The organism is Fodinibius salinus (assembly GCF_008124865.1).
GTDB classification, from domain to species: Bacteria; Bacteroidota; Rhodothermia; order Balneolales; family Balneolaceae; genus Fodinibius; species Fodinibius salinus.
Map to the genome: position 1 here is coordinate 718,393 of NZ_VNHY01000001.1, position 25,132 is coordinate 743,524.

Annotated in this window: 25 protein-coding genes; 5 read left to right on the forward strand and 20 right to left on the reverse strand. The window is 42.6% G+C overall.

What is annotated here, in order from left to right:
- Positions 1-46: 46 nt before the first annotated feature.
- Positions 47-541: a pyruvoyl-dependent arginine decarboxylase gene (locus LX73_RS03260; RefSeq protein WP_211359349.1), complete on the reverse strand. Its 495-nt coding sequence runs from the start codon at positions 539-541 to the stop codon at positions 47-49.
- Positions 542-548: 7 nt separating this feature from the next.
- A complete protein-coding gene (gene speD / locus LX73_RS03265; RefSeq protein WP_148898034.1) occupies positions 549-959 on the reverse strand; it encodes an adenosylmethionine decarboxylase in 411 nt (136 codons plus the stop codon).
- Between the two features lie 197 nt (positions 960-1,156).
- On the opposite strand from speD, the gene LX73_RS03270 reads away from it, so the two are divergent.
- The gene (locus LX73_RS03270) at positions 1,157-3,139 is read left to right on the forward strand and encodes an alpha-ketoacid dehydrogenase subunit alpha/beta (RefSeq protein WP_148898035.1); all 1,983 of its coding nucleotides are present in this window, start codon (positions 1,157-1,159) and stop codon (positions 3,137-3,139) included.
- A 69-nt stretch (positions 3,140-3,208) separates the two neighbouring features.
- Positions 3,209-4,627, forward strand: coding sequence for an NAD-dependent malic enzyme (locus LX73_RS03275; protein ID WP_148898036.1), 1,419 nt, complete (start codon positions 3,209-3,211; stop codon positions 4,625-4,627).
- Positions 4,628-4,678: 51 nt separating this feature from the next.
- On the opposite strand, the gene LX73_RS03280 is transcribed toward LX73_RS03275, so the two are convergent.
- From LX73_RS03280 to LX73_RS03320, 9 genes are all read right to left on the reverse strand, one after another.
- Positions 4,679-5,401, reverse strand: coding sequence for an SDR family NAD(P)-dependent oxidoreductase (locus tag LX73_RS03280; protein ID WP_148898037.1), 723 nt, complete (start codon positions 5,399-5,401; stop codon positions 4,679-4,681).
- Between the two features lie 134 nt (positions 5,402-5,535).
- Entirely contained in the window at positions 5,536-6,183 is a 648-nt protein-coding gene (locus tag LX73_RS03285) for a 7-carboxy-7-deazaguanine synthase QueE (RefSeq protein ID WP_425461085.1), read from the reverse strand.
- A 1-nt stretch (position 6,184) separates the two neighbouring features.
- Complete coding sequence (locus LX73_RS03290) at positions 6,185-6,574, reverse strand: 6-pyruvoyl trahydropterin synthase family protein (RefSeq protein ID WP_148898039.1); 390 nt, start codon at positions 6,572-6,574, stop codon at positions 6,185-6,187.
- Positions 6,575-6,674: 100 nt separating this feature from the next.
- Positions 6,675-7,301 carry a redoxin domain-containing protein gene (locus LX73_RS03295; protein ID WP_148898040.1) on the reverse strand — a complete coding sequence of 209 codons (627 nt, stop codon included), beginning with the start codon at positions 7,299-7,301 and terminating at the stop codon, positions 6,675-6,677.
- Between the two features lie 8 nt (positions 7,302-7,309).
- Complete coding sequence (locus LX73_RS03300) at positions 7,310-7,828, reverse strand: TlpA family protein disulfide reductase (protein ID WP_148898041.1); 519 nt, start codon at positions 7,826-7,828, stop codon at positions 7,310-7,312.
- Between the two features lie 7 nt (positions 7,829-7,835).
- Positions 7,836-8,153 carry an MGMT family protein gene (locus LX73_RS03305; protein WP_148898042.1) on the reverse strand — a complete coding sequence of 106 codons (318 nt, stop codon included), beginning with the start codon at positions 8,151-8,153 and terminating at the stop codon, positions 7,836-7,838.
- Positions 8,146-9,021 (reverse strand): Rossmann-like and DUF2520 domain-containing protein, encoded by an 876-nt coding sequence (locus tag LX73_RS03310; RefSeq protein ID WP_148898043.1) that lies wholly within the window; start codon positions 9,019-9,021, stop codon positions 8,146-8,148. The genes LX73_RS03305 and LX73_RS03310 overlap by 8 nt, the downstream gene beginning before the upstream one ends.
- 15 nt (positions 9,022-9,036) lie before the next feature.
- Positions 9,037-9,798, reverse strand: a complete 762-nt coding sequence (gene amrB, locus LX73_RS03315) for an AmmeMemoRadiSam system protein B (RefSeq protein ID WP_148898044.1) — start codon at positions 9,796-9,798, stop codon at positions 9,037-9,039.
- Positions 9,799-9,821: 23 nt separating this feature from the next.
- The gene (locus LX73_RS03320; RefSeq protein ID WP_148898045.1) at positions 9,822-10,454 is read right to left on the reverse strand and encodes a 4'-phosphopantetheinyl transferase family protein; all 633 of its coding nucleotides are present in this window, start codon (positions 10,452-10,454) and stop codon (positions 9,822-9,824) included.
- 164 nt (positions 10,455-10,618) lie between these two features.
- Here LX73_RS03320 and lysS point away from each other — a divergent pair, with 164 nt between their 5' ends.
- The gene (lysS, locus tag LX73_RS03325; protein WP_148898046.1) at positions 10,619-12,151 is read left to right on the forward strand and encodes a lysine--tRNA ligase; all 1,533 of its coding nucleotides are present in this window, start codon (positions 10,619-10,621) and stop codon (positions 12,149-12,151) included.
- A 96-nt stretch (positions 12,152-12,247) separates the two neighbouring features.
- The gene (locus LX73_RS03330; protein WP_148898047.1) at positions 12,248-13,474 is read left to right on the forward strand and encodes an ABC transporter permease; all 1,227 of its coding nucleotides are present in this window, start codon (positions 12,248-12,250) and stop codon (positions 13,472-13,474) included.
- Between the two features lie 89 nt (positions 13,475-13,563).
- Here LX73_RS03330 and LX73_RS03335 read toward each other — a convergent pair whose 3' ends face one another.
- The 3 genes from LX73_RS03335 to LX73_RS03345 form a co-directional block, all read right to left on the reverse strand.
- Positions 13,564-14,697, reverse strand: coding sequence for a tRNA-queuosine alpha-mannosyltransferase domain-containing protein (locus LX73_RS03335; protein ID WP_148898048.1), 1,134 nt, complete (start codon positions 14,695-14,697; stop codon positions 13,564-13,566).
- Positions 14,698-14,924: 227 nt separating this feature from the next.
- Positions 14,925-16,781, reverse strand: coding sequence for a DNA mismatch repair endonuclease MutL (mutL, locus tag LX73_RS03340; protein WP_148898049.1), 1,857 nt, complete (start codon positions 16,779-16,781; stop codon positions 14,925-14,927).
- Positions 16,782-16,871: 90 nt separating this feature from the next.
- Complete coding sequence (locus tag LX73_RS03345) at positions 16,872-17,072, reverse strand: hypothetical protein (protein ID WP_246138155.1); 201 nt, start codon at positions 17,070-17,072, stop codon at positions 16,872-16,874.
- Between the two features lie 209 nt (positions 17,073-17,281).
- Here LX73_RS03345 and icd point away from each other — a divergent pair, with 209 nt between their 5' ends.
- Positions 17,282-18,529, forward strand: a complete 1,248-nt coding sequence (icd, locus tag LX73_RS03350; RefSeq protein ID WP_148898050.1) for an NADP-dependent isocitrate dehydrogenase — start codon at positions 17,282-17,284, stop codon at positions 18,527-18,529.
- A 157-nt stretch (positions 18,530-18,686) separates the two neighbouring features.
- Here icd and LX73_RS03355 read toward each other — a convergent pair whose 3' ends face one another.
- The 6 genes from LX73_RS03355 to uvrC form a co-directional block, all read right to left on the reverse strand.
- Positions 18,687-19,169, reverse strand: coding sequence for a hypothetical protein (locus LX73_RS03355; protein ID WP_211359350.1), 483 nt, complete (start codon positions 19,167-19,169; stop codon positions 18,687-18,689).
- 85 nt (positions 19,170-19,254) lie between these two features.
- A complete protein-coding gene (locus LX73_RS03360) occupies positions 19,255-20,781 on the reverse strand; it encodes a trypsin-like peptidase domain-containing protein (protein ID WP_148898052.1) in 1,527 nt (508 codons plus the stop codon).
- 2 nt (positions 20,782-20,783) lie between these two features.
- Entirely contained in the window at positions 20,784-21,521 is a 738-nt protein-coding gene (gene recO, locus LX73_RS03365) for a DNA repair protein RecO (RefSeq protein WP_148898053.1), read from the reverse strand.
- Between the two features lie 69 nt (positions 21,522-21,590).
- Positions 21,591-22,232 (reverse strand): hypothetical protein, encoded by a 642-nt coding sequence (locus LX73_RS03370; protein ID WP_148898054.1) that lies wholly within the window; start codon positions 22,230-22,232, stop codon positions 21,591-21,593.
- A complete protein-coding gene (locus LX73_RS03375) occupies positions 22,219-22,863 on the reverse strand; it encodes an RNA polymerase sigma factor (protein ID WP_148898055.1) in 645 nt (214 codons plus the stop codon). The genes LX73_RS03370 and LX73_RS03375 overlap by 14 nt, the downstream gene beginning before the upstream one ends.
- A 366-nt stretch (positions 22,864-23,229) precedes the next feature.
- Positions 23,230-25,098 (reverse strand): excinuclease ABC subunit UvrC, encoded by a 1,869-nt coding sequence (gene uvrC / locus LX73_RS03380; protein ID WP_148898056.1) that lies wholly within the window; start codon positions 25,096-25,098, stop codon positions 23,230-23,232.
- Positions 25,099-25,132 lie beyond the last annotated feature (34 nt).

Genomic DNA, 25,132 nt, shown 5'->3' on the forward strand with positions numbered 1-25,132 from the left:
AATAGACAACGAGTGATGAAAATATATAAATGTCACTTTTTGCTCGTCACTCATACCACAACACCACACCTGCAAAGGCAGAAGCACACTCTTTAACTTTGTGATCAATCCCAATCGATTTAATTTCTTTCAGCTCTCGATTTCGGGATTCAAAAGCATTGACGACCATTTGTCGAGCCTTCTGCTCCACCGTAAGCAGCTCATCCTCATCCTCAAACTCCATAATGACACCCGGCGCCTCATCATCTTCGGGGATGCCCACCGCTACCGCCGAAGCAATGACTGTGCCGGGTCTCTTCGAATCAATGGCAGCATATGCCAGCGGCAAGAATCCACCGGCCGGTAAATCCAAATCTGCAATGTCATGCTGTTGCGCATCGGGAGGCAATATACTGCTCATGCGCATCAGATTAGTATCGCCTACACCGGCATTAAGCAGTGCATTATCAAACGCATTGAGCGGCGTCTGTCCTTCAGATGATCCTCTGACTAAACTATAAATGTTGGCCGTAGGAGCCATTAAATTCGAAACGTCAATCATTATACTGCTAGTTTTTTGATGCTGAGTGACGGGGATCAAAAAGCTGCTTTTTACCGGCATTAACATTCAACACACCACGTTCAATTTCTTCTTCTGAGATATGCTGAGCCTCAAATTCCTTTTCAAGGGAATCTCGAATAGCTTCTGCATTAATGGTATTGCCACAGGTAAAAATATCAACGGCAGCATAGTCATATTCAGGCCAACTGTGGATTGACACATGTGATTCGGCGATCACGATCACGCCGCTTACCCCGTGAGGACTAAATTTATGAAAATCATGCGAAATAATGGTTGCTCCCGAGGCACGCGTAGCCTCCAGCATAGTCGTTTTAATAAAATCTGTGTCATTAATTTTATCGGAAGCACAATCATAAAGCTCAACCAAAATTTGTCGTCCAAGTGCTTCTGTTGCCATAATTAGAAACTGTCAATTTGAATGAGTAAATAAATACTTATCGAAAGAACCTGCTCAAATTATGATACATCTGATATCTGTTAACCGTTCGTTACGATTAAAAATAAACCATAAATTTAGTTGCAATTATTCTACAACTCTAAGATGTTTGGCATAATTATCGCACGGCAAACTTACATAATTATCAGCACTTTTAAATGATCGAACCGCAAAAAGAAATTACTGCTCAACAGGCACGCTCATTATATAAAGACCTTCTGCTTCCCCGCCGTATTGAGGAGCGAATGCTCAAATTATTGCGTCAAAATAAAATAAGTAAATGGTTTTCCGGTATGGGACAGGAAGCCATCTCGGTAGGGGTATCTTCTGCTCTCCATGAGGAGGACTACCTGCTGCCCATGCACCGTAACCTGGGACTTTTTACAACCCGCGGCGTAGATTTGTACCGACTTTTTTGTCAGTGGCTGGGTAAAGCCGATGGCTATACGGGTGGACGAGATCGCTCATTTCACTTTGGGGTACCTGAAAAACGCATTGTGGGAATGATTTCCCATCTGGCTGCCACTATGCCCATTGCTGATGGACTAGCCTTATCCTCGAATCTGCGTGATAATAACTTTGTAGCCTGCAGTTTCTGTGGCGATGGGGCTACCAGTGAAGGTGAATTTCATGAAGCACTAAACCTTGCTGCCGTATGGGAATTGCCGGTCATTTTCATGATCGAAAACAACGGTTATGGCCTATCTACTCCTACTAACGAGCAATATGCCTGTGACAATTTAGTTGATCGTGCCCAAGGCTACGGTTTGGAAGGCATGAAAATTGACGGTAACGATATTTTTACGGTGATGGATGCGGTGACCACAGCTAAAGAGAATGCCCTTGAAGGCAAGCCTACGCTTATAGAAGCTAAAACTTTTCGGATGCGCGGCCATGAAGAGGCTTCAGGAACTTTCTATGTCCCCGATGAAAAGTTCGAAAAATGGGCTGAAAAAGATCCCATCGACCGGATGGCCCGATGGCTCAAAGAAAAACAGTTTGTGTCCGGGGATAATGAATTAAGTACTATCCAAGACGAGGTTGATGAACGTTTTCTGCCCAAACTCGACCGTGCTCTAGAAGCCAATGAGCCCGTTTTTGATCTACAAACTGAAACTAATCGCTTATTTACTTCTTTTGATTTACCCGATTCCTCTCCCGCTGAACAATCATCTGAAAAACGTTTTGTAGATGCCATTCAATTTTCGCTACAGCAGGCATTTGAGGAAGATGATGACTTTATCATGATGGGGCAGGATATCGCAGAATACGGCGGTGTATTTAAGGTCACTGAAGGATTTATAGATCAATTTGGTAAAGATCGCATCCGCAATACCCCCATCATTGAAGCAGGCGCGCTGGGCTGCGGTATCGGTTTGGCTTTAGAAGGATTTAAACCGGTGGTGGAAATGCAGTTTGCCGATTTTATCTCCTGCGGATTTAACCAGATCATCAACAACATTTCGAAAGCGCAATACCGCTGGATGCCGCCGCTAAATCTTACAATTCGGGCTCCCCATGGCGCAGGCGTTGGCGCTGGCCCATTTCATTCACAATCCCCCGAAGGTTGGTTTATGCAACATCCGGGACTCAAAATTGTGGTTCCCTCCACGGTAAAAGATGCACAGAACCTAGTATACAGTGCCCTGTATGATCCCAATCCCGTGCTTATCTTTGAGCATAAAAAACTGTATAGAAGTATTCGTGAGGTAACGCCCGACTCGTGTACACCCGAAAAAATTGGAAGGGCGAAAACCTACCGTCAGGGTTCTGATGCTTCTATTATCACTTATGGAATGGGGGTTCACTGGGCGCAGGAAGTTGCAGATGAATATGCAAAGAATGGAATAGAAATTGAGATTATAGATTTGCGCTGTCTGGCACCACTTGATCTTGATACGGTTAAACAATCAGTGGCTAAAACTAATAAGGTACTGCTCTTGCAAGAGCCTTCTACAACGCTTGGACCCATGAGCGAGCTTTCCTCCCTCATCACTGAAAAATGCTTTGAGCATCTCGATGCGCCCGTATTGCGTTGCTCATCGCTGGATATTCCGGTGCCGTTTAGTCCTAAGCTGGAGAAGCACTACCTGGCCGATGCGCGGCTGAAGGAAACGTTACAACGATTATTATTGTATTAGCCAAAAATGTACCAGAATTGAAAATATTTTTTATTGCAAAAACACAATTTTAAGTAAAGAGGAGTATTGATGAGTGACGTTCAACCTAGTGTCAGCTATAGTTTCACCATGCGTTTGTACATCAAAAACAAACCGGGCATGCTGGCCAAAGTTTTAAAAGAAATTGCACAACAAAAAGGCGATCCGGGGGCTGTTGATGTCGTAGAAGTTGCCGGAGAATATAAGGTACGGGACCTTACTGTTAGCGCCCGCGATGAAGATCATTCCAAATCAATTGTTGAGGCCATCAAAAAAATTGACGGCGTCAAGGTTCGGAATGTATCCGATCGTGTGTTCCTACTTCATCTCGGAGGTAAAATCCATATTCAAAACAAGGTTCCGGTGGACACACGGGACTCCCTATCTATGGCTTATACCCCTGGTGTGGGACGAGTTTGCCAAGCCATCGCCGAAAACAAGGAAAAGGTTCATAACCTTACCATAAAAGACAATTCGGTGGCTATCGTCAGTGACGGCTCGGCCGTTCTGGGGCTAGGAAACATCGGTCCCGAAGCTGCCATGCCTGTGATGGAAGGTAAAGCAATGTTATTCAAGGAATTCGGTAAAGTGGACGCCTATCCTATCTGCCTTGATACCCAGGATGTGGATGAAATTGTCAAGGCCGTAAAATGGATGTCGCCCGGTTATGGAGGGATTAACCTAGAAGATATCAGCGCTCCCCGTTGTTTTGAAGTCGAAGATAAACTAAAAAAGGAATTGGATATCCCCGTCTTTCATGACGATCAGCATGGGACGGCTGTTGTTACGCTGGCAGCGACCATTAATGCCCTTAAAGTTGTAGACAAAGAAATGTCCAATCTACGCGTAGTAATTGTGGGAGCTGGGGCTGCCGGAGTTGCTATCACCAAAATCCTGCTTGAAGCCGGAGTAAAAGAAATTCTATGCTGCGATAGCACGGGTATCATAAACAAAGATCGTCTGAAAAATCTGAATTCCAGCAAGGCATGGCTGGCACAGAATACCAATCAGAATAATAAAACAGGATCTGTAACAGATGCCGCTTCAGATGCCGATCTCCTCGTCGGCGTAAGTGGACCCGGAACAGTACCTAAAGAAGCCATTGAAAAAATGGCTGAGGATCCCATCGTATTTGCCATGGCCAATCCCGAACCTGAAATCAGGCCGGAAGAGATCCATTCTATTGCTCGAATTATTGCGACAGGAAGAAGTGATTATCCCAATCAAATTAATAATGTACTGGCATTTCCAGGAATTTTTCGCGGGGCTCTGGATGCCCGTGCCTCTGATATTAATGAAGCCATGAAAAATGCGGCAGCCCATGCTATTGCCGAATGTATTGATGAAGAGGGACTCGGAGAGGAATATATTATTCCAAGTGTGTTTGATAACAGTGTAGTTAATAATGTCGCAAAAGCCGTGAAAGATGCTGCTTACGAAAGTGGTGTTGCACGTCGGCCTGAGCCATAAAGGACTTGACCTTGGCAGGATTCTAAAACCTAGGTAGTACTAGTTAAAATATTACATCGGCGGAACGCGCCCGTGTTGAGGTTTGACTAAGATTTCCTCCACGACCGTCCGCGGTGATAAAAGAATTAAATTTAAAATAATCTTGGCTACATCATCGGGATCGATCAACAGATCACGATCAATGAGTGAGCCTTCCCAGGAGGTCGATTGTGTTTGTCCCAAGTTGATGGCTGTAACACCAACTTTCGTTTCCATCAGTTCTTGACGCAGTGAACGCGTATATCCCAGCAGTGCATGTTTGGAAGCGGAATATGCCCCGCTGTCTTTAAGTCCCTCTGTTGCCCCAACCGAACAGATATTGATAATGAATGAATGAGACTTTTGTTTCAAATCATCCAAAAAACAATTGGTCATATTAACTGCTGAAAAAAGGTTTGCCTGAATCTGCTCGTTAAATTCTTGATGGCTGGTCTTTTCCAATGTCTTAAGCAAGTAAGAGCCCGCATTGTTAATAATAATTTTGGGGGTGGGAAATTCATCGGGCAACGTAATGCTTTTTGTGGATTTCGGGTCCGAGGCATCAAGCGGCAGTATAGTAATTTCATTATCCCCAATGTTACCACAGAGCGTTTTGGTGTCTTTTAAATCAGATTTAGTACGTGCCACCAAGACAAGTGCGTAATCAGTCTCACGTGCAAATGCCTGGGCAATACGTCTCCCGATGCCACGGCTGGCTCCGGTAATGATAACGGAATGTTTATGATCTGAAGTCACTTTGGTAATATTTTCTTATATAAAAATTGTGTTATGAATAACGACGCGGCAGCCCAAACGTAAAGAAAAGATCCCTGGCTCCTTCATTCTGCAGCAGAGCAGCGGAATGAGATTATAGCAAGATTATTTACCTACTACTCTACGCCCATAAATTTATGCGTTTGCAAGCTTATCCCCCACTCAGGATTGCTCTTGACGTAATCAATGATGAGTTCTACTGCTCCTTCTTTTTCCCACTCAGGCTGCAGCAGTAATTGCGTGCTGTCAGGACATTTAGCTGCATTTTTTTCGGCCCATTCCAGATCTTTGTTTGTGAGCACTACAACTTTAAGCTCATCTACATATCGAAAAATATCATCAGTGGGCTCTTTAAATCGTTTTGGGGAAAGCGTAATCCAATCCAGATAGCCGGAAACTGGTGATGACCCGCTGGTTTCAATATGCACATCCATGCCAGCTTGTTTAAGCTGATAAGTCAACGGGCCCAAGTCATGTAACAGTGGCTCTCCACCGGTAATGACCGCAAATTTTGCTCCGCTGTCTTTTGCTCCCTGCACAATATCAGCAACTGACTTCTTGGAATGCTTTTCCTCGTCCCAGCTTTCTTTCACATCGCACCACCAGCAATTGACATCGCAACCCGCTGTACGAATAAAATACGCCGGACGCCCACTGTGAGCTCCCTCCCCCTGTATGGTATAAAAATCCTCTACCAGCGGGTATTTTACCCCCTTCATCTCATCTTCGTCGATGAGGTTATCCATTTTGTTCTTTTCAAGCATGTTAAACATCGTCTTCGGTATATTCTACCCAACAGCTTTCTGTCTCCCAAACCGTAATTTTCAGTGACACATCATCGGGAATACGCCGGTTGGTTTCTTTATAGATAAACTCAGCAATGCGTTCTGCAGTTGGATTTACGGGTAACTCATCGTTGAGCACTGCGTGATCCAGCCCTCCTTTTTCGGACCCTTTTGACGCCCACTTAAGCTCGCGAAAATCGCACACCATATCATCGGTATCAAGATACTTGGATGGATGTAATGTATTGGATTTTGCTTCAACATGAACCTTATAAGAATGTCCGTGCATACGTCCGCACTTGCCCTCATATCCTTCAATCAGATGAGCAGCATCAAACTTAAACTTGGTATTGAGTATCCACTTAGGCATGTATAATCGTTAGTGATTTAAACAAAAAAGGTTTGCCAGTAAACTGGCAAACCATAAAATAGGCAAATAATAAGAGAATTAGGAATAATACACCCCTATTCTATCTGGGCCATTTGATGGTGCAGCCCAGTGATTTTGTAGCTTTAGGATCAATTTCTTTACCTGCTGCCAAATCCTTGATTGCATTTTTAAGATACGGCTGTTCTACTTGTTCGGCCGAAGCTGCATTATCATCTATAGCTCCTTTATAAACCAACTCCATATCTCCGTTAAACAAAAAGATATGTGGTGTATGACTAGCCCCGAAAGCTTGGGCAATCTTCGCATTTTTATCCAGTGCATAATAAAACTGGTATTCGCTTTTCTGCGCCCGCTGCTGCATATCTTGCATTGACTCTCCCTTATCGCGATACGACGCATTGGGATTCAAAGCCACAACACCTATGTCACGTTTTTCTGCAATATTTGCAATAGGATTATACCGATCTTCCCACTTGGCTACCCAGGGACAGGTATTGCAAGAAAAGTTTACCAACAATCCATTTTCTTTAGCCACCTCTTGCAGAGTCAAGGTTTCTCCCGAAACATCTTGAACCTCAACATCGGTAAGGGGAGCTGAATCTCCAAGAGCCAGCTCATCCTTCTTTACCTTTTCTTCAACAGGTAAAAAAGCATACAGGCATACAGCTAATAAAACAGGAATAACTAGTAGTAGATATTTCTTCATGATCTCAATTATTTTATTGCAGTTTTAACGTGTTTTTCAAAAGTCGAATATTCAGCACTTTGCTCCCAGCTGGCAACTACATTGCCCTCTTTGTCAACTACTTTACTAAACGGCAGTGCGCCGCTCCATTTAGAGGACAACGCCTCAATAAACGGCTGATCTTTCCCCGTTTTAAAATAAGTCGTCCAATCTACGTTTTGTTCCTTTAAAAAAGATAAAGCTTTTGATCGGTTTTCCTTAAAATCTGCCGAAATAAAGATCACCTTCAACTGTTCGGGATAGTTACGCTGTAATTCTACAATATGGGGGAATTCTTCGACGCATGGACCACACCAAGTAGCCCAAACATTGACAAGTACCGCTTTTTTGCCCTGATAAGAATCAACAATTTGTTGCAATTCATCAGCTGTTACATCTTTAAGGAGCGGATCATTGATTGTAATACCTGCATTTTGATCTGCAAAACCCGTTAGCAAAATTAGCACTGTTAATATAAAAGTACCAAAAATTGTTTTGTTGGATATCATACAAAACTTAATTCAATTCCTCATTAGGATTCCATAAATGGGCTTCAATATCAACCTGAAAATCATCTATAAACGTTACTTGCTCCTGTTGTAAACGTTCTCGCATAGTATCACCAGGAAAATAGGCTTTACCCGTTAGTTCTCCATTCCTATTTACAACACGGTGAGCAGGGATTTCCGTTTCCGCCACCTTGTTGAGAGCATACCCAACCATTCGAGCACCAGATTTGATCCCTAAATATTGCGCAATAGCCCCATAGGTAGTAACGCATCCTGCCGGAATCTGCTTAACTACTTCATACACCCGCTCGTAATAATCATCCATAATTGTTAAACATTTTACGCAGTTTATTAGCCTTTGTTTCCTTTAAAGATCCCGATCGTTCGGCTAAGTTTACAGTGCGTTTCCCCATTGTGATATACAGATCAACAAGTTCAGAATGACCTTCCAATAGTTCAAGATGCTGTTTTACCGTCCCTATATCACCGCGTTGAATAGGTCCCGTGAGCGCACCCTCAAAAGAACCTTCGTCAATATTTTGAACTGCTGTTTGAATGAGTGGCATCAGTGCTTTCTTAGCTTGAATCTTAGACAGTCCACTGAGTGAGGCTGTTTGAACAGAAGCATCCAACAGCGCTGTCAAATAATTAGAGGCCAACACAGCCGCGGCATGTAGATCAGATTTTTGTTGGGGAGTAACTTCGAGTGTCTCAGCATCCAGCTTTTGGGCAACATCTTTTAACGCATTAAAGGCATCATTATCCCCCTGGAGACTAAAAGATATTCCTTCCAATCGGCCTTCCGCTGATTCGCCAGTAAAGGTTTGTAATGGATGAAAGGACGCTATTACTGCTCCTTTTTCTTTCAGTGGTTTCAATACCTCAGCGGATTGATTTCCTGAACAATGTACAATGATATGATTACTGAAATCACTTCCAAGTTCCGCTAACTGCTGGGCGGTATCTTCAATGGCTTGATCGGCAACCGTAAGAAAAACCAACTTACCGAGCTCATTTACTGAAGAAGGAAATGTAGAAACGATACTGATCTCAAATTTATTCGATAAACCTCGTGCTTTTTCGACCGTTCTATTAAATACACTTTTTATCGAAATGTCCTTGTCGTAAAATGCACGAACCAATGCACTACCCAATCGACCGGTTCCTATCACAGTTGTATCAGGCAGTGACATGAGAGGAAAGTTTATTTAATATCGGACCGTTTGTCGGTTGCTATAGGCAGTAAGCAGGCTTCCGGTATTACTCTCATCATTATTACTCAAAAAACTAAGATCCACCTGCCATTTATCAGCGACAATGATACCGGCAATAAAAGACGTGACTCCTTTAATCTTAGACTCTCCGCTATTCAAATAGTTCATTAGTCCAGATTGATTATCATCATTAAGTAATTCCATAACCTTTTGGAACTCTTGCTTGTAGTTGTTGTCCAGCTCACAGCAAAAGACAATCAGTGCATTGCGGGAGGCCAGCACCTCTTCGAGCACATAGGCCAACTCTTTTACAATGGCGGGACTGGGATCCGCAATCTGGACGCTAAGTGCTTTAAAATCATCCGAAAGAGTCTGTAAGAACATCAGCTGCTGAAATAAGCTAATATCTTTATCAAAGGCTTCATCATGAATAAAAAAGTCATCATCTTCATCACAAAATTCGTTGCGCATATAGTCATCAACGGGCACGCTGCCAACCGGCGTCTCGAAACGCATATTTGATGCCATCGGCAACTTTTTGTCTAACTTCTCATCGTGCGACTCTACTACAACCACGGTATCAATAGTTGACATTTCAACACGGCTGTAAATGGCACAGGCATCTTCAAAGTTGTCATCGTCGATGCGTTCGGGAGCAAAAAGTAACCGTACATGCTCTTTGGAATCTGCACTTTTTTTCTTGGCTTCAACAATCCCCCGCTGGATATCTGCGGGCTTATAAGAAGTAATATTCATACGAAATACTGATCCTTATCTAATTACTGGTAGTGCGCAACGGCCACCCAATTATTTTCTGATTGGAAACTACAAATTTTAGCCCTTTTGTCATTATTTAATTGCGCTTCAAAATGAGCACCGCTGGGCTGAATACAAACCTCATTCATATTCATCCGCAGTCCTTCTCCCCGCAACTTGATATAAGCTTCTTTAATAGTCCACAATTGTACCGTTGGTATCTCGTTAATTGCCTGTGATTCATTGGGATGAGATATTCTTTTACTTAGTTTTGACGGGACTTTTCGTTCTACGGGTTCTAAATCAATACCTATCGGTTTTGATACCGTTATGCCACAAAATACATGCTGCCGCGTATGAGCAATACTTACAAAATATTGTTCGTCCCCACATACAGCGAATGGCTGGCCGAGTTCATCTTTCCTGATCTGTATATCATCCTGCACGGGCAGTGATTGATGTGCCATCTTTTTAAGCAGCAGTCTGGACGTAACAAACTCACGCTGCCGCCTCACATTCGTTTGTTCTTTCAATTCTTCACGTTCATATCCTGAAAGCTGTTCCAGATCTTCGGTTGAAAGCTCTGTAATAGTTGTCCATGCAAAACAACCCTTAAACGATAAAAATTGCTGTATATGAGAAGAAATATCATTCATCGAGATCAATATTAAATGCAATATAATTCCTGAAAATGATGAATTATATCATATTGTGAAACAATTTCTCGAGCTTCAGAAAAAAGTCACAATTTTGCGTTGAATTATTTATTTTTACCGACTTAATAATTCTTACCCAATAGAATAAAATATCATTTTCTCTCATGAGCAACACTGAATCCTCGGCAAGTGAGCAACATGAAATACGTCTCGAAAAGTTACAGGAACTTCGTGATTTAGGATATCAACCCTATCCGCATAATTTTGAAGTAACTCATCACAGTAAATATATACTCGATCATCCGAAACTTATTAAAGAAGATGATCAGGATGAAGAGGACGTTGAGCAAGTGTCGGTAGCAGGACGCGTGATGACACGGCGAATCATGGGTGGATCTACATTCTTTAACCTGCAGGATTCAGAAGGAGAAATACAGGTATATATTCGCCGTGACGATGTAGGAGAGGAAGAATATAACACGGTCTTTAAGAAACTTACTGACATCGGCGACTTCGTGGGTATTAAGGGGCATGTGTTTAAAACAGGAACCGGCGAAACGACGGTATATGCCAAAGAGTTTCATATGCTCAGCAAGACCTTGCGCCCTATTCCCGTTCCCAAAGAGGTAGAAGAAGACGGCGAAACCAAAGTCTATGATGCATTTTCAGATAAGGAACAACGTTATCGGCAACGGTATTTGGATCTTGTCGTTAATCCCGAGGTGCGCAATACTTTTCAGCAACGCAGTGAAATGGTACAAGCCATGCGCAACTATATGAACGATGAAGGGTATCTTGAGGTTGAAACACCCATTCTGCAACCGGTATATGGTGGTGCTTCGGCCGAGCCTTTTGTTACTCACCATAATGCGCTGGATATGAAACTGTATCTGCGTATCGCCAACGAACTTTATCTCAAACGACTTATCGTTGGCGGATATGACGGCGTCTATGAGTTTTCTAAGGATTTTCGAAATGAGGGGCTCTCCCGTTTCCATAATCCGGAGTTTACCCAGGTTGAGCTATACGTAGCGTATAAGGATTACAACTGGATGATGGAATTTGTGGAACAACTAATCGAACATGTAGCCAAAGAACTACATGGATCGACGGAAGTAGAAGTCGGCGAAAATACTATTGATTTTGCAAGTCCCTGGCCGCGTATTCCTATGTTCGAAGCTATTGAAGACGAAACAGGTAAAGACTTATATGGCAAAGATATTGATGAACTCAAAGAGGCCGCCCAAGATTTAGATATTGAGCTGGAAGACAGTTTCGGCAAGGGTAAAATTATTGATGAAATTTTTGGTGAGTATGTCGAACCAAACCTTATCCAACCTACATTTATCACGGACTATCCCATTGAAATGAGTCCACTAGCCAAGAAACACCGCGAGAAAGAAGGACTTGTTGAACGGTTTGAGTGTATCTGCAACGGCAAAGAAATTGCCAATGCCTTTTCGGAGCTTAATGATCCGGTTGATCAGCGCGAGCGCTTTGAAGAACAGGCACGCCTGCGAGCTGATGGCAATGAAGAAGCAATGACTATTGATGAGGACTTTCTGCAGGCGCTGGAGTACGGCATGCCTCCTACGGCCGGACTCGGTATCGGCATTGACCGACTGGCGATGATTATGACTAACTCGGATTCTATTCGGGATGTACTGTTCTTCCCTCAAATGAAACCGGAAAAATAGTTTTTTGGTTCATAGTTGATGATTATTTGGATGAAAATGATTAGCTAGAAAAATTCATCAATCATTAACAAGCACCAGTAACAAATAACTAACAACATGAACTTCGAATGGTATTTAGCCAAACGGTATTTTAAGGGTAAGCGGAGGGGGTCTCGTTTTTTATCCTTCATTAAAACCATGGCCATTACCGGTGTTGCCGTAGGATCGGCGGGGCTACTGATTGCCCTCTCAGTTGTTCACGGTTTTAAATCCGTTATCGATAATAAAGTGCTTGGCTTTGCTCCTCATGTTACCGTTTCTACCTTCAACGGGACTCCCATTGCAGAAGCCGACACACTTCTTGAAGATATTAATAAGCATCTTGAAATAGCCCGGGCACAGCCTGTTGTACAACAACAAACCATGATACAGTCCTCCTCTGATGTGACTGGTGCCATGTTCAAAGGCGTGGCCCAAAGCGGTGATGTAACGGATATAAGGAATTATATCCATAAAGGAGCATATGACCTTTCTACTGATAGTAGTGGTCTGCCGGGGATGGTATTGGGGGCTGACCTTGCCAAAAGCTTGGGAGTCAACATTAACTCAGTTATCACAGCCTATACTATTGAAGGACTGCCCAGTCCGCTGAACTCTCCTAATATCAAGCAATTTCGGTTGGCAGGCATTTACAAAACTGGTGTCAGCCAGTTTGATAATATCCTCGCGCTCGTCGATCGCCCTCATGCACAACAACTTTTTGACTTGCCTGAATCTACTGTTTCGCAAATCGAAATACGACTAAAGGACCAGTCAAAAATTAAAACATTCGGGCAAACACTACATGATGACCTGGGTTATCCCTACTTTACAGAAACAATATATAATCGTTATGGAAGCATCTTCGCCTGGGTAAATCTGCAAGAGGAAACTATTCCCTTCGTCATCAGCGTAATGATTATCGTTGCCGCTTTTAATCTTATTGGTACCGTGCTAATGATGGTACTGGAGCGCACACGTGATATTGGCATCCTAAAAACGATGGGCGCTAGCGACAAAAGTATACGTGGCATATTTTTGCTAGAGGGAGTTTTTGTAGCTGTATTGGGGCTGGCCATTGGCATCGCACTCTCCCTTATTTTTGCCTGGCTGCAATCCACTTATCAAATAATACCTCTTTCGCAGGAAAACTATTACATGGCTTACGCCCCTGTTGAACCACATATGCTCGATTTCTTTCTTGTAACCGGCGTAACACTGCTGCTCTGTGCCCTTGCCTCGTGGCTCCCTGCCCGCATCGCTTCTAAGACAGATCCGCTTAAAATTATCGCCTACGGACGGTAAGTCATTCATTTTTCAGCAAATCACCACATCTCTACCTGCTGCTTATGCCTCCATCCGTTCCCACTGCTCTACTGGGGAAACAGATTAAACTACGACAACGCTGACTTGATCTCTATATCCCTACACTCCTCAAACATGGCATCAAAAGCTTCAATACGATTCGACCAATCTAGATGTTTGTTGATATTTTGCAGCGAATCGTTGGGAAGTGGTTTTGTTTCATTAGTCAGCAGATCTTTAAGGTAATGGAACAGGTCATCTTCGGTATCATACAACACCGGTGCATGAAGCAAGGGTTTGTGCTGGTTTTCAGGAATTAACTCCGGATAATGTAATCGGTTGGGTACCAACGGGTGACAACCACAGTATATAGCCTCCATGATGGCCACACAGAAAAACTCATAAGTAGCTGTCGATACTACAATATCACCGCTATGTAGTAGTCGGCTGTAATTTTCTTTGTTTTCCACATAACCAAAATGCGTAATATGTTGCCCGTATCGCTCCCACGCCTTTTCAAACTCTTCAGGCTTCTCGTGTTGCGTATCACCGGCCAAAATAAGATCAAAAGTAAGATCAATATCATTAAGCCGGTTGAGTACACGAAAGAACATGGCAGGATTACGATCGAACTGCCAGCGTTGATTCCACACAATAACTGGATTATCATTGGACTGCTGCTGGTCAGGCAGCTCATCAAAACGATGCAAATCCAGTCCCGGATACAGCACGATGCTTTTTTGGGCAATTTTATCCACCGGATAGTAATGCTTGTCATCGGGATGATGTTGTAAAAATTCAGGAAGGGCTTCCAAAAAATCATCACGATGAAAATTAGAGGAAAAAATCAGGCGATCAGCCGAGAGCATACTCAAATAGTTAAGGTAGCAATAGGTTAAATCACGCTCCTCCCCTTCAGGCATAGGCTGCGTAAACTGATTTTCGTGCATATACATCACTTTGGGCACATCGGCAAAGCGGGGGTTCGTCAGCGATAGAAAAGCAGGCAGGTTTGTCATACTGCTCACCAGCAACAGATCAATATCATCGGGAATTTCTTGCGTCATACCAGCCAGCGCCACAGAATTGCCGTGCATCTGCCATTTCTTGCCCTTATAGCTCAGGTTTACAGGAATAATATTATGCTGGGAATGTCTTTCTAACCCCTGTAAAAAAGCTTTGTGTGATCCGCTGTAAAATGGCTCTACCGCCAGAATATTCATACTTTCGATTACTAACTATTCACTTGTTAAACATCATTAGTTATTTAATCTTCCAAGTCTTTCGTTTTAGAAGAGATTCTTAAAGCCAATCTTCTTTTATTAAAGTACCCTTTCTTGCCTGCCCCGAGTATTCGGCGGGAGTATCTTGGTTTTACCAAAGTCTATAAGTAGTATCTACGTAATAATTTTACCTTCTGTTAATTTTAACTGAGAATCCTTCTAAGTAATTAACGAAATTTCGCTTCAATATCTTCAAGAGGGATATACTCTAACGTGGGTTTGTCCAGTGGATCTTTATAAGGCTCATCACAGGCAAAAAGCTGATCAAGCAAATTTTCCATCTCCATATCCGTAAGCTTTTTCCCTTTGGGTATTGCCGTTTTAGCTGCAAAAGCAATAGCTAACTTTTTACGCTCATCGAGTTCTACCTTGCCTTCCAATTCGTGATACTGCTGCAGCATAGCTTTTAATACCGACTGTTCATTACCAATATCGATATCTGCCGGTACTCCACTAACCATCGCAGTATTTCCACTCATTAACTGCACATTAAATCCCATACGCTGAATGATGGGATGAAGTTCTTTAAGCAGTGAAAATCTGGAAGCAGAAAAATCAACAGTTTGTGCAAACAACAGCTGTTGCGTACTTGGGATGGCGGCCTCGGTAGCGCTGAGAGCCTTTTCATAGATAATACGCTTGTGGGCCGCATGCTGATCGATCATACACAATCCCGACCGTGTCTGTGTCAAAATATAGCGATCGTGCAGTTGCCAAAAACCTCGGTTTTGAATTTGCTGTGGACGACCCTCAGTTTCCTGATCAGATTTTGAAGATTCTTTTTGGGATTGGCCGCCAACGTTACTGTAAAGTTGCTGAGAAAAATCACTCTGATCACGGTTCGATGAATCCCCGGATCGATCATAATTAATACGGGACGGAAACTTTACCGGTTTATCTTTGTTGGACTGTCTGTTCTTGTGTCCTCCAAAATTAAAGTTTGATGAAAACCCACGCGATGCCGGTGATGCGCTATCCTGCTCTTCTTGATCCGACACATCAGGTACCATAAACTCCTCGTTGAGCCTTCTCTTCACCACTGATTTAGTCAGCTTAATAATACTTTGCTCATCCTCGAATTTTACCTCTTCTTTAGCGGGGTGAACATTCACATCAACCTGCTTGGGATCTACTTCTAAAAAGATGGCATAAAAAGGATAGTCCTTGTCGCCCGTCCATGTATCATAGATATCCAAAATAATGTAGGTCAAATAACGGTGCTGAATAGGACGACCATTCACAAACAAAAACTGCTCTCCGCGGCTGCGTTTTGTCAGCTTGGGATCAGCCAAAATACCATGCACTGTCAGGTAGCTGGTTTCTTCCCTAAAACTGATAAGACTGGCTTTGTAGCTCTTGCCAAACATAGCCGTAATACGATCTTTCATAGACTGCTCTTTGGGCAGGTCGTAGATAATATCACCATCAGCTTCAAGTTTAAATCCCAAATCAGGATTTGCCAATGCTGCTTGCTGCACCGTCTTTAGGATATGCCGAAATTCCGTAGCATCCGTTTTTAGAAACTGGCGTCGTGCCCTGACGTTGTAAAACAAATTTCGTACCGCTACCGAAGTCCCGTCTTCAACAGCTGCCGGCTCAAAGGATTTTTCTTCGCCGCCCCAAATCTCATACTTGTATCCCATATCGGCATCGGGACGTTTGGTCTTAAGTGTAACTTGTGAGACGGATGCAATAGATGCCATTGCTTCACCCCGAAAGCCCAGCGTTCGCACGCGAAAAAGATCATCCATATCCTTAATCTTCGAAGTTGCATGTTGTTCAAAGCAAAGCGTGATATCCTCCTTGCCCATTCCGCAACCATTATCAACTACTTGTATAAGCGTTCGTCCTGCATTTTGGATGATAATCTTCAGCTCATCTGCACCAGCATCAATAGCGTTATCTAACAATTCTTTAACCACCGAACTGGGACGCTGAATGACCTCACCGGCAGCAATTTTATTTGAAATTTCCGGGGGAAGCGGCTGAATGATAGAATCTGATGAATCTGTTTCCTGGGTCAAGTTAAGAAGTGTAGGTTTTTACAAGATTGGAGTTAGTACAAATACCTGTGCCACATATTCTGTAAATCAGAAAATAGGCCGTCGAAAGTGCTATAATATATACATGATATACACAACAAGCGCCAGCCCCAAAGCATACAACATCACCGAACGCCCCTGATGATACCTCTTATGGTTTCGCTTGATGCTAATACGCTGTTTTCGCCGCTCCTCTTCCTTGGGATCATAATGCTGAAACTGATAATTAAATTTCCGCGGTTCTGGGCGATGCCCAAACATTGGCTTGATCATAACAGCTTCCGTTTTAGGAGTCGAAGTTTATCTCAAAAGAAATATAATCAGAAAATCATTCAAATTTTAGCTGCTTATTAAATTTCTTTTCTCTCATCGATCCAAAGAAAATCATGTGGATTCAACCCGCTCAATTCCAAGCATGCACCTCCTTCATTTTTTTACTATACTTTAAGACAAATTAAATTCAAATATATTGCTGAAACTCCATGAGTTACGATAAAATTACGCCTCCCGAAAACGGGACCAAAATTACAGTAAATGCTGACGGCTCTTTGAATGTCAGTGATAATCCCATTATCCCTTTCATCCAAGGTGATGGTATTGGTATTGATATCACGCCCACAATGCGCAATGTGCTGGACAGTGCTATTGAAAAAGCCTACGACGGTAAAAAGAAAATTGAATGGTTCGAAATTTATGCCGGAGAAAAAGCCGTTGATTTTTATGGCGAAGGCCAATGGCTGCCCGAGGATACACTAAATGCTATTGAGGATTATAAAGTAGCAATTAAAGGTCCATTAACAACTCCTGTAGGTGGCGGCATTCGCTCATTGAATGTAGCTATCCGACAGCAAAAAGATCTGTTTGCCTGTGTCCGTCCCGTTAAATATTACAACGGAACACCCAGTCCGGTAAAACATCCGGAAAAAACGGATATGGTAATCTTCCGCGAAAATACTGAAGATATTTATGCCGGTATTGAATATCAGACAGGTACCCCGGAAAATGATAAGCTTAAAAACTTTTTGATTGATGATATGGGTGTTGATCAGATACGATTCCCTGACACCACCTCCCTGGGTATAAAACCTATTTCTGAAGAAGGCACTAAGCGCCTGGTTCGATCAGCCATTAATTATGCTATCGAAGAAGGACGCGACAGTGTCACGCTGGTCCATAAAGGAAACATCATGAAATTTACTGAAGGCAGCTTTAAGGACTGGGGTTATGAAGTAGCTCGCGAAGAGTTTGATGCCGAAGTAATTGGCGAAGGCCCTTGGTGCAAACTGCCAAATGGTATAGTAGTCAAAGATGCTATCGCAGATGCCTTCTTGCAGCAGATCTTAACGCGTCCTGATGAATATGACGTAATTGCTACGATGAATCTCAACGGCGATTATGTTTCTGATGCGCTGGCTGCTTGCGTAGGTGGTATAGGTATTGCCCCGGGAGCAAACATCAACTATAATACCGGTCTCGCTGTTTTTGAAGCAACGCACGGTACCGCTCCAAAATATACCGGTCAGGATAAGGTTAACCCTGGATCATTAATTCTTTCGGCCGTAATTATGCTCAACTATATGGGCTGGACTGAAGCTGCCGACCTTATTGAAAAAGGTATTGAAGCTTCGATCACTAAAAAACGAGTGACCTACGATTTTGAGCGGCTGATGGATGATGCAACACTTCTGAAGTGCTCAGAATTTGGCGAAGAAATTATAAAGAATATGTAACTTCGCTTTTATATTTCTTTTAATTGACAGACCCGCAAAGTGTTATAAACTTTGCGGGTTTTGTTTTGCTTAAAACCACTGCCCCCCTTCTGGCAACAGACTCTAATAAATATAGATCACCTATTCGGAAGGTAAAACACTACAGTAAAGAAATATTCTAAAAATTTTGAAAAGCTTTGGAAGTCTTCATAGCCTTCCATGCTTTATCGTAACCCGACAATCGCTTATCAATCCTCTCTATTAACTCCTCCTTCGACACAGATACTTGTACAAATCCGCGATAGCTCTCTTGCCCCTCAACAGAAATAACTTCTTCTTTTTGTTTTTCTAAAAGATATGGAACCGCTTTATCTGCTTTACGCAACGCAATCAAAAAATGGGAAGAATCCAGTCCCGATTCTGATCCCTGCTCAACCAAGGCCTCAGAACGAATATCTTCCAGTCTATCAGATACTGAAGATTGTAATTCCGATCCTGCTCTATCCATAGCCTTATCTATAACAGAAGCTGAATCACCGCTAATAGCCGCGCCGTAGACTAAGAAATTGTTTTCAGTACTTTCAACTAACTTATTACTGTTATACCACGAGGGATAGCTGGATGCCTTTATTTTTTCTGCATTTTCTCCCTTCGATGCCATATTTGCCGTCGAAGAACATGACACAATGAAAATTGATAAAACAAAACTCAAAAACGTAATTAGCGTGCGGCGCATATAAAAATATTTAAGGTTGAAAAGTAACTGTTTTTTGACGGCCGTTTCTTGTTTCTACCGTAAACGATACCAATTCATTCTTTTGTGTTATTTCTCCCAAAATATCCTGTAAAGATTCCAAATCTTCAACTTTTTGATTCTGAACCTTCAGGATTCGAAACCCCTCTCGTAAACCTGTATCTGCAATGGGCGATCCTGAGCGAATATCACTTATAATTAAATTGAATATGGAACTTCCGGGAGCACTGCGAACAGCCATCACGCGAAATCCCATTTCAAAAGTAGCAAACTGTACGGCCTGTTTTTGTTCCGCACCATTCCCTTGTTCGGGTTCCTCTTGCCGGCTGTAACTGGCAAGCTCTTCTGTGGATTCAAGCATCCCCAATTCTACATTTTGAGTAAATACCTTTCCATCACGATATATCTGTAACTCCACAATATCTCCCGGATGTTTGACGGCTACTTTTTGCTGCAGCTGATTCGATTCGCTTACCTTTTCCCCGTCAATACTAAGAACTACATCATCAGCCTGTAATTGTGCTTTTTCAGCAGCTCCATTAGGAGAAACCCCCGTAATTTGAACCCCCCTAATTTCATCCATTTGCAACTCTTTTGCCGTAGCAGCATTTACGCTGCGTATGGTAACGCCAAGCAATGCACGCCGTACCTTTCCGTATTCTATTAAATCTTCGGCGACTTTAGCTGCTAAATTCGATGGTACAGCAAATCCATACCCTTGGTAATTTCCACTTTGGGATGCGATAGCCGTATTTACGCCAATTAATTCACCACCGGTATTGACCAATGCCCCACCACTGTTCCCTTTGTTAATAGCGGCATCAGTTTGGATAAAACTTTCTACGCGCATACGGTCATTGATAATCTGTACATCTCTGCTGAGTGCACTTACAATTCCTGCCGTTACGGTAGAGCGTAAGCGAAACGGGTTGCCGATTGCCAGCACCCATTCTCCCACATCTACCTTATCAGAATTACCGATTGTAACAACAGGGAGATTTTTTGCGCCTATTTTTAGCACAGCTAAATCAGTGGTAGGGTCCTGCCCTACAATACGTCCCTTGAAGGTACGCTTGTCATTCAGAGTAACCTCAATTTGATCATCAACAGCACCGTCAATAACGTGATTGTTTGTTAAAATATAACCATCGCTGCTGATAATTACTCCAGACCCAACGGTTTGAGCACGCTTTGGAATCATATCTCCCCAAAAACCGTCCTCATCGTTATGAATTTCATCATCGGGCATCCGCCGGCCAGAAAACGGCACAGAAGCTTCGATATAAACTACTGTGGGCTTCACCCGCTCAGAAATTTGTTTAAACAAAAACCGGTCATCTATTTTCGCCAGCTGCTCATCCGAAAAAATGGGTCGATCGCTGTGTTTTACCTCAGTTACATCTACCTCGGCCTGATCATTAACACTATTTTGCTGCTGATAATAGGCCATCAGGGTGCCAATAATAATCCCGATAAGAACTAACAGTATGCCGGTTAAATACCGATCTCGTTTCTTCATAATTACTCCTGCAATATTTGTTCAAAGACCGCGTCAGATTTTCGATTCTTTAATCCCTCAACATGGTACTTCAAATACCGGTCCAAATGATCAATCAAGTTTTTTAGTTCCCCCAGTTCAAAATGTAAATCAAATAATACTGAACTTTTAGCATGTAATGCTATATTAATATAACGATATTGAGTATCGGTAAGTTTATATGAATATGAAGATATATTAGAATCCGTAACCAATCCCGATTCTATATTCAAATAATGCGGTCCTTTTGCTGATTGTTGTGCATTTAACTGAAGTCCAATACCTGTAAGGGCAGCCAGTCGAATTTGTATATAGGGGAACAATTGTGGCGGATGAATATCAGCCGTATTAAGCCACTGTAACATGTTTTTGGTAAAGTCAAAGAGCGGAACGTTCACCTCATTTTCGTGTAGAAGCTGACTGATTAGCTCAACGGCCGATGTCATTGTTGCCATCTTTTCAAAATCAATGCGGAGATTTTTATTCTTGAGAAGATAGCTGGCTTCCGACAATATCTGTACCGACCGGGACGCCTTAAAGTAGTACACGACTTCCAGTATATTTCCCACCTCTATCAATCCCGAAAATTTACTTTTCGGTTTTTTGGCACCATGAGCTATAAGCGCGATTTTGCCATGCTCTTTGGTGAACATGGTCACTATTTTGCTGGATTCCTGGTAATCAACCGATCGGAAAATTACAGCTTCGGTATGGGCAATCATTCTTAATCCATTATAAAGTTAACATCCGGATAAAGAAGTATAGAAGCTTTAGAAGTCGAAAACCAACAATTAATTCCCCGATCCGGTGAGCTGTAGATTATTCACGCGATTGGTGCCACCGGGTGGGTTCTTTACAGGCTTCAATTTTTGAGTAGCATTTTTGATGATAGCCTGAAAATTGGCATTAGAACCGGAGACCTGTTCTTGAAATCGTAGAATGTCATTGCGATCTACCCATGGCGAGACATCCGATTCTGCAGAAACTGTCTTATTTTGTGCCGATACATCACTCGACTCTTCCATTGAAGCAGCTGCAAGATTGGAGGAGGTCTGAGAAACAGCAGTGTTCGCAGACGATACCTCAGAACGGCTTTGAACTTCGGTTTCGGCCCCCACATATAACCACATGCCACCAGCCGTAATCGTTAACGCCACCGTAGCGGCAACAGCGTATTTAAGTACAGGGTTATACTGGCTGGATCGCCGGTTTTTTTCTGCCTGCTCAGCAGCCTTTTCCATAATAGAATCGGTAACATCCGATGGCGGTTCAACTTGTGGCAGTTTGTCAAGCTTTTGAAGAGTCTGCCGCATACTTTCTACTTCAATGAGCAGATCTTCATCAGACATCATTGCCCGTTCCATCAGTAGTTCTTCCGAAGGATCCATTTCCTTCATCAGATACCGAATACAATCGTTGTCACTTTGCTGCATAATTTTGTTCTTCTTTCTCTTTTTCTTTTTCAAAAAGTTTTCGAAGATTTATTAACGCATATCGCATGCGTCCTAGTGCAGTATTAATTGAAACATCGGTTAATTCTGCAATTTCTTTGAACGGCATCTCATAATAGTGGCGCAGCATTACAACTTGCCGCTGTTCTTTTGAAAGCTCACCAATATGTTTCATGAGGCTACTTTTTGCTTCGTCTCTTTCAATCTGTTCCTGAGCATCTATATGATCTTCATCAGGTAGCCGATCAAAGTAATCATCCTTTGAATCTTCGTCATAGCCTCCATTAACGTCCGCAAATCGTTTTTGTTTCCTTATATAATCAATTGTTGCATTATGAGCGATACGCATAACCCAGGCAATCCATTTACCCTGCTCATTATACGTATCGTCCATCTTGGTGATCACCTTTGTAAAAGTCTCCTGAAAAATATCGTCAGCCTTGCCGGCACCACCCACCATACTGTAAATATATGAGTATATCTTGTTCTGATGACGGTTCATGAGCTCACTAAAAGCCTGTTCATCTCCATTCTGACGATAAAAACGAACCAGATCCTTATCTTCCAGTTGCTTGTACTTCTTGCTGATATGTTTTGACTGTTCGAACTTCATAATGACCTCGTTGCTGAATTAAGAAGTTTTAGCCGGGCAATACAACTTATAACCTATTGATTGCATTGCAGTGACATCATCTTACTGTTCAGAACTATTGTTACGTATTAACTATTCCTTGCTTTACGTAGTAAACAGTTATTTACGCCACTTTTCAACTAAATATTCTAAAACCGACTGCGCTTTTAGTTAATAACTATCTGTATTGTACAAGGCGCACGCTGACTTGTCTATCACATGATAATGTTAGATAGTAAAAGTACAATTTCCATGCCATAGCTAAAGAATGTGACAAAATTAATGGTTTATGCCTTCAGAATTTCCTTTCTGCCGTCCCATCGTCAAACTGATAAAGTAATAAAGAGGTTATTCTTCTTCATCCTTATGGAAATAAGAAAACACCTTTTGACCAGTTTTATTTCCTATTTCATCTTGTAAATCATTTAACGACGTCTCCCTAACGCTACTTACCGATCCAAAAGTGCTTAACAACTGTTTTGCCGTTTTATCACCGATTCCAGAAATCTGCGTGAGTTCTGTTTGTATCGTTCGTTTTGAGCGTTTTTTTCGATGGAATTCTACAGCGAAACGATGTGCTTCATCCCGAACCTGTTGTAATAACTTCAGTGCTGATGACTTTTTGGGAATCATAATCGGCTTTGGCTTACCTGGCACAAAAACTTCTTCCAGTCGTTTTGCCAGTCCTACGATTTCACACTCTCCATAAAATCCAATCTCCTTGAGTGCTTCAACGGCACTGCTGAGCTGACCTTTACCGCCATCTACAACAATTAAATCCGGAATTTGCTGTTCTTCATCCATCACTCGTTTGTAACGACGGCTAAGTACCTCTTTCATTGATGCAAAATCGTCCGGACCCTCTACGGTTTTAATATGGAACCGTTTATATTCGCTCTTGCGGGTTCGTGCATCCACAAAGCACACCATTGAGGCTACAGGATCCGACCCTTGTAAGTTGGAATTATCAAAACACTCAATGCGTCTGGGCAACCGCTGCAGATTGAGCTGTTCTTTTAGTTCTTTTACGGAATGGGGAATCCGCTGCTTGGCAGCTTTTTCTTTTTCAAGTTTCCGTTCTCCCAGCAATAGCTTAGCGTTGGAAAGCGCCATTCGAATCATCTTGGCTTTTTCGCCGCGCTGTGGACGGTGCACCCGCACTTTCTTGCCGCGTTCTTGCTGCAGGTACTCACGCAACGGCTCGTCGTTTTTAAGTTCATCACTTACATAAACCTCATCGGGTATGATTCCTCTCCCGAGTTCTCGGGATCCTGTATAATAATCTTCTACAAATGACTGCAGCATCCCTCCTTTATCGAGATGGTCAATGTTTTTTAGAAAACGGTGAAATTTACTAATTAGCTTGCCTTCACGCACTTTAAACAAAACACCGCAGGCTTCCGAAATTTCCTCATCTACTTTTACGGCAAATAGATCCCGATCTACTTTTTTATCCGTTACCATCTTCATCTTGCGACTATATTTCTGAACGGCCTGTAGGCTATCCCGAATACGAGCAGCCTTTTCATAAGCCAACGCATCCGAAGCAATCGACATTTCATCTTTTAAGTCACTGATCAAAGCATCAGTCCGGCCATTAAGCATGCGTTCTACCTTATGAATGGTCGCCTGATATTCTTCAAGATCCCAGTCACCAGAGCAGCTTTCCAAGTAATCATCAAAGCAAGAGTGCCACTTGGGCGCGCCTTTTGTACGGTTCACATTTTTACGCGATACCGCACAGGTACACAACCCAAAGGCTTTACGAATAGTCTCGAGCATCCGCTTCATGTGTTTAACACTATCGTACGGTCCAAAATACTTACTGCCGTCGTTGATGACCGTTCTAGTGGGATATACGCGCGGACGATTGTCATTGGTCACACAAATATATGGGTACGTTTTGTCATCCCGATACATCACGTTATAGCGCGGCTGATGCTTTTTGATCAGATTATTTTCGAGGATAAGTGCTTCGGCCTCCGAATCAGTGACAATCACTTCCAGATCGTCAATTTTTTTGATCATCACACGGATGCGTCCATCATGTGCACCAGAATCCTGAAAGTAGGAGCGTACCCTGTTGCGTAATCGCTTGGCTTTGCCGATATACAGCAGTCGATCTTTACTGTCCTTAAACATATAAACCCCGGGTGAAAGCGGCAGATGGTCAACTTTTTCTTTGACATCAACTTGGGGACTATCCGAATTACTCATGGTAAATCTGGAAATGTTTCTGATCAATAATTCT

Bases quoted from the DNA above. Each gene is read 5' to 3' on its own strand.
- recO (WP_148898053.1), bottom strand. From the start codon at position 21,521: ATGATTGCCCATACCGAAGCTGTAATTTTCCGATCGGTTGATTACCAG.
- LX73_RS03290 (WP_148898039.1), bottom strand. From the start codon at position 6,574: ATGCCTAAGTGGATACTCAATACCAAGTTTAAGTTTGATGCTGCTCAT.
- LX73_RS03355 (WP_211359350.1), bottom strand. From the start codon at position 19,169: ATGGCATCGAAGGGAGAAAATGCAGAAAAAATAAAGGCATCCAGCTAT.
- LX73_RS03305 (WP_148898042.1), bottom strand. From the start codon at position 8,153: ATGGATGATTATTACGAGCGGGTGTATGAAGTAGTTAAGCAGATTCCG.
- LX73_RS03300 (WP_148898041.1), bottom strand. From the start codon at position 7,828: ATGATATCCAACAAAACAATTTTTGGTACTTTTATATTAACAGTGCTA.
- LX73_RS03330 (WP_148898047.1), top strand. From the start codon at position 12,248: ATGAACTTCGAATGGTATTTAGCCAAACGGTATTTTAAGGGTAAGCGG.
- LX73_RS03285 (WP_425461085.1), bottom strand. From the start codon at position 6,183: ATGCTTGAAAAGAACAAAATGGATAACCTCATCGACGAAGATGAGATG.
- lysS (WP_148898046.1), top strand. From the start codon at position 10,619: ATGAGCAACACTGAATCCTCGGCAAGTGAGCAACATGAAATACGTCTC.
- LX73_RS03310 (WP_148898043.1), bottom strand. From the start codon at position 9,021: ATGTCACTGCCTGATACAACTGTGATAGGAACCGGTCGATTGGGTAGT.
- LX73_RS03275 (WP_148898036.1), top strand. From the start codon at position 3,209: ATGAGTGACGTTCAACCTAGTGTCAGCTATAGTTTCACCATGCGTTTG.
- LX73_RS03260 (WP_211359349.1), bottom strand. From the start codon at position 541: ATGATTGACGTTTCGAATTTAATGGCTCCTACGGCCAACATTTATAGT.
- icd (WP_148898050.1), top strand. From the start codon at position 17,282: ATGAGTTACGATAAAATTACGCCTCCCGAAAACGGGACCAAAATTACA.
- LX73_RS03335 (WP_148898048.1), bottom strand. From the start codon at position 14,697: ATGAATATTCTGGCGGTAGAGCCATTTTACAGCGGATCACACAAAGCT.
- uvrC (WP_148898056.1), bottom strand. From the start codon at position 25,098: ATGAGTAATTCGGATAGTCCCCAAGTTGATGTCAAAGAAAAAGTTGAC.
- LX73_RS03370 (WP_148898054.1), bottom strand. From the start codon at position 22,232: ATGCAGCAAAGTGACAACGATTGTATTCGGTATCTGATGAAGGAAATG.
- LX73_RS03345 (WP_246138155.1), bottom strand. From the start codon at position 17,072: ATGATCAAGCCAATGTTTGGGCATCGCCCAGAACCGCGGAAATTTAAT.
- LX73_RS03375 (WP_148898055.1), bottom strand. From the start codon at position 22,863: ATGAAGTTCGAACAGTCAAAACATATCAGCAAGAAGTACAAGCAACTG.
- speD (WP_148898034.1), bottom strand. From the start codon at position 959: ATGGCAACAGAAGCACTTGGACGACAAATTTTGGTTGAGCTTTATGAT.
- LX73_RS03360 (WP_148898052.1), bottom strand. From the start codon at position 20,781: ATGAAGAAACGAGATCGGTATTTAACCGGCATACTGTTAGTTCTTATC.
- LX73_RS03295 (WP_148898040.1), bottom strand. From the start codon at position 7,301: ATGAAGAAATATCTACTACTAGTTATTCCTGTTTTATTAGCTGTATGC.
- LX73_RS03320 (WP_148898045.1), bottom strand. From the start codon at position 10,454: ATGAATGATATTTCTTCTCATATACAGCAATTTTTATCGTTTAAGGGT.
- amrB (WP_148898044.1), bottom strand. From the start codon at position 9,798: ATGAATATTACTTCTTATAAGCCCGCAGATATCCAGCGGGGGATTGTT.
- LX73_RS03270 (WP_148898035.1), top strand. From the start codon at position 1,157: ATGATCGAACCGCAAAAAGAAATTACTGCTCAACAGGCACGCTCATTA.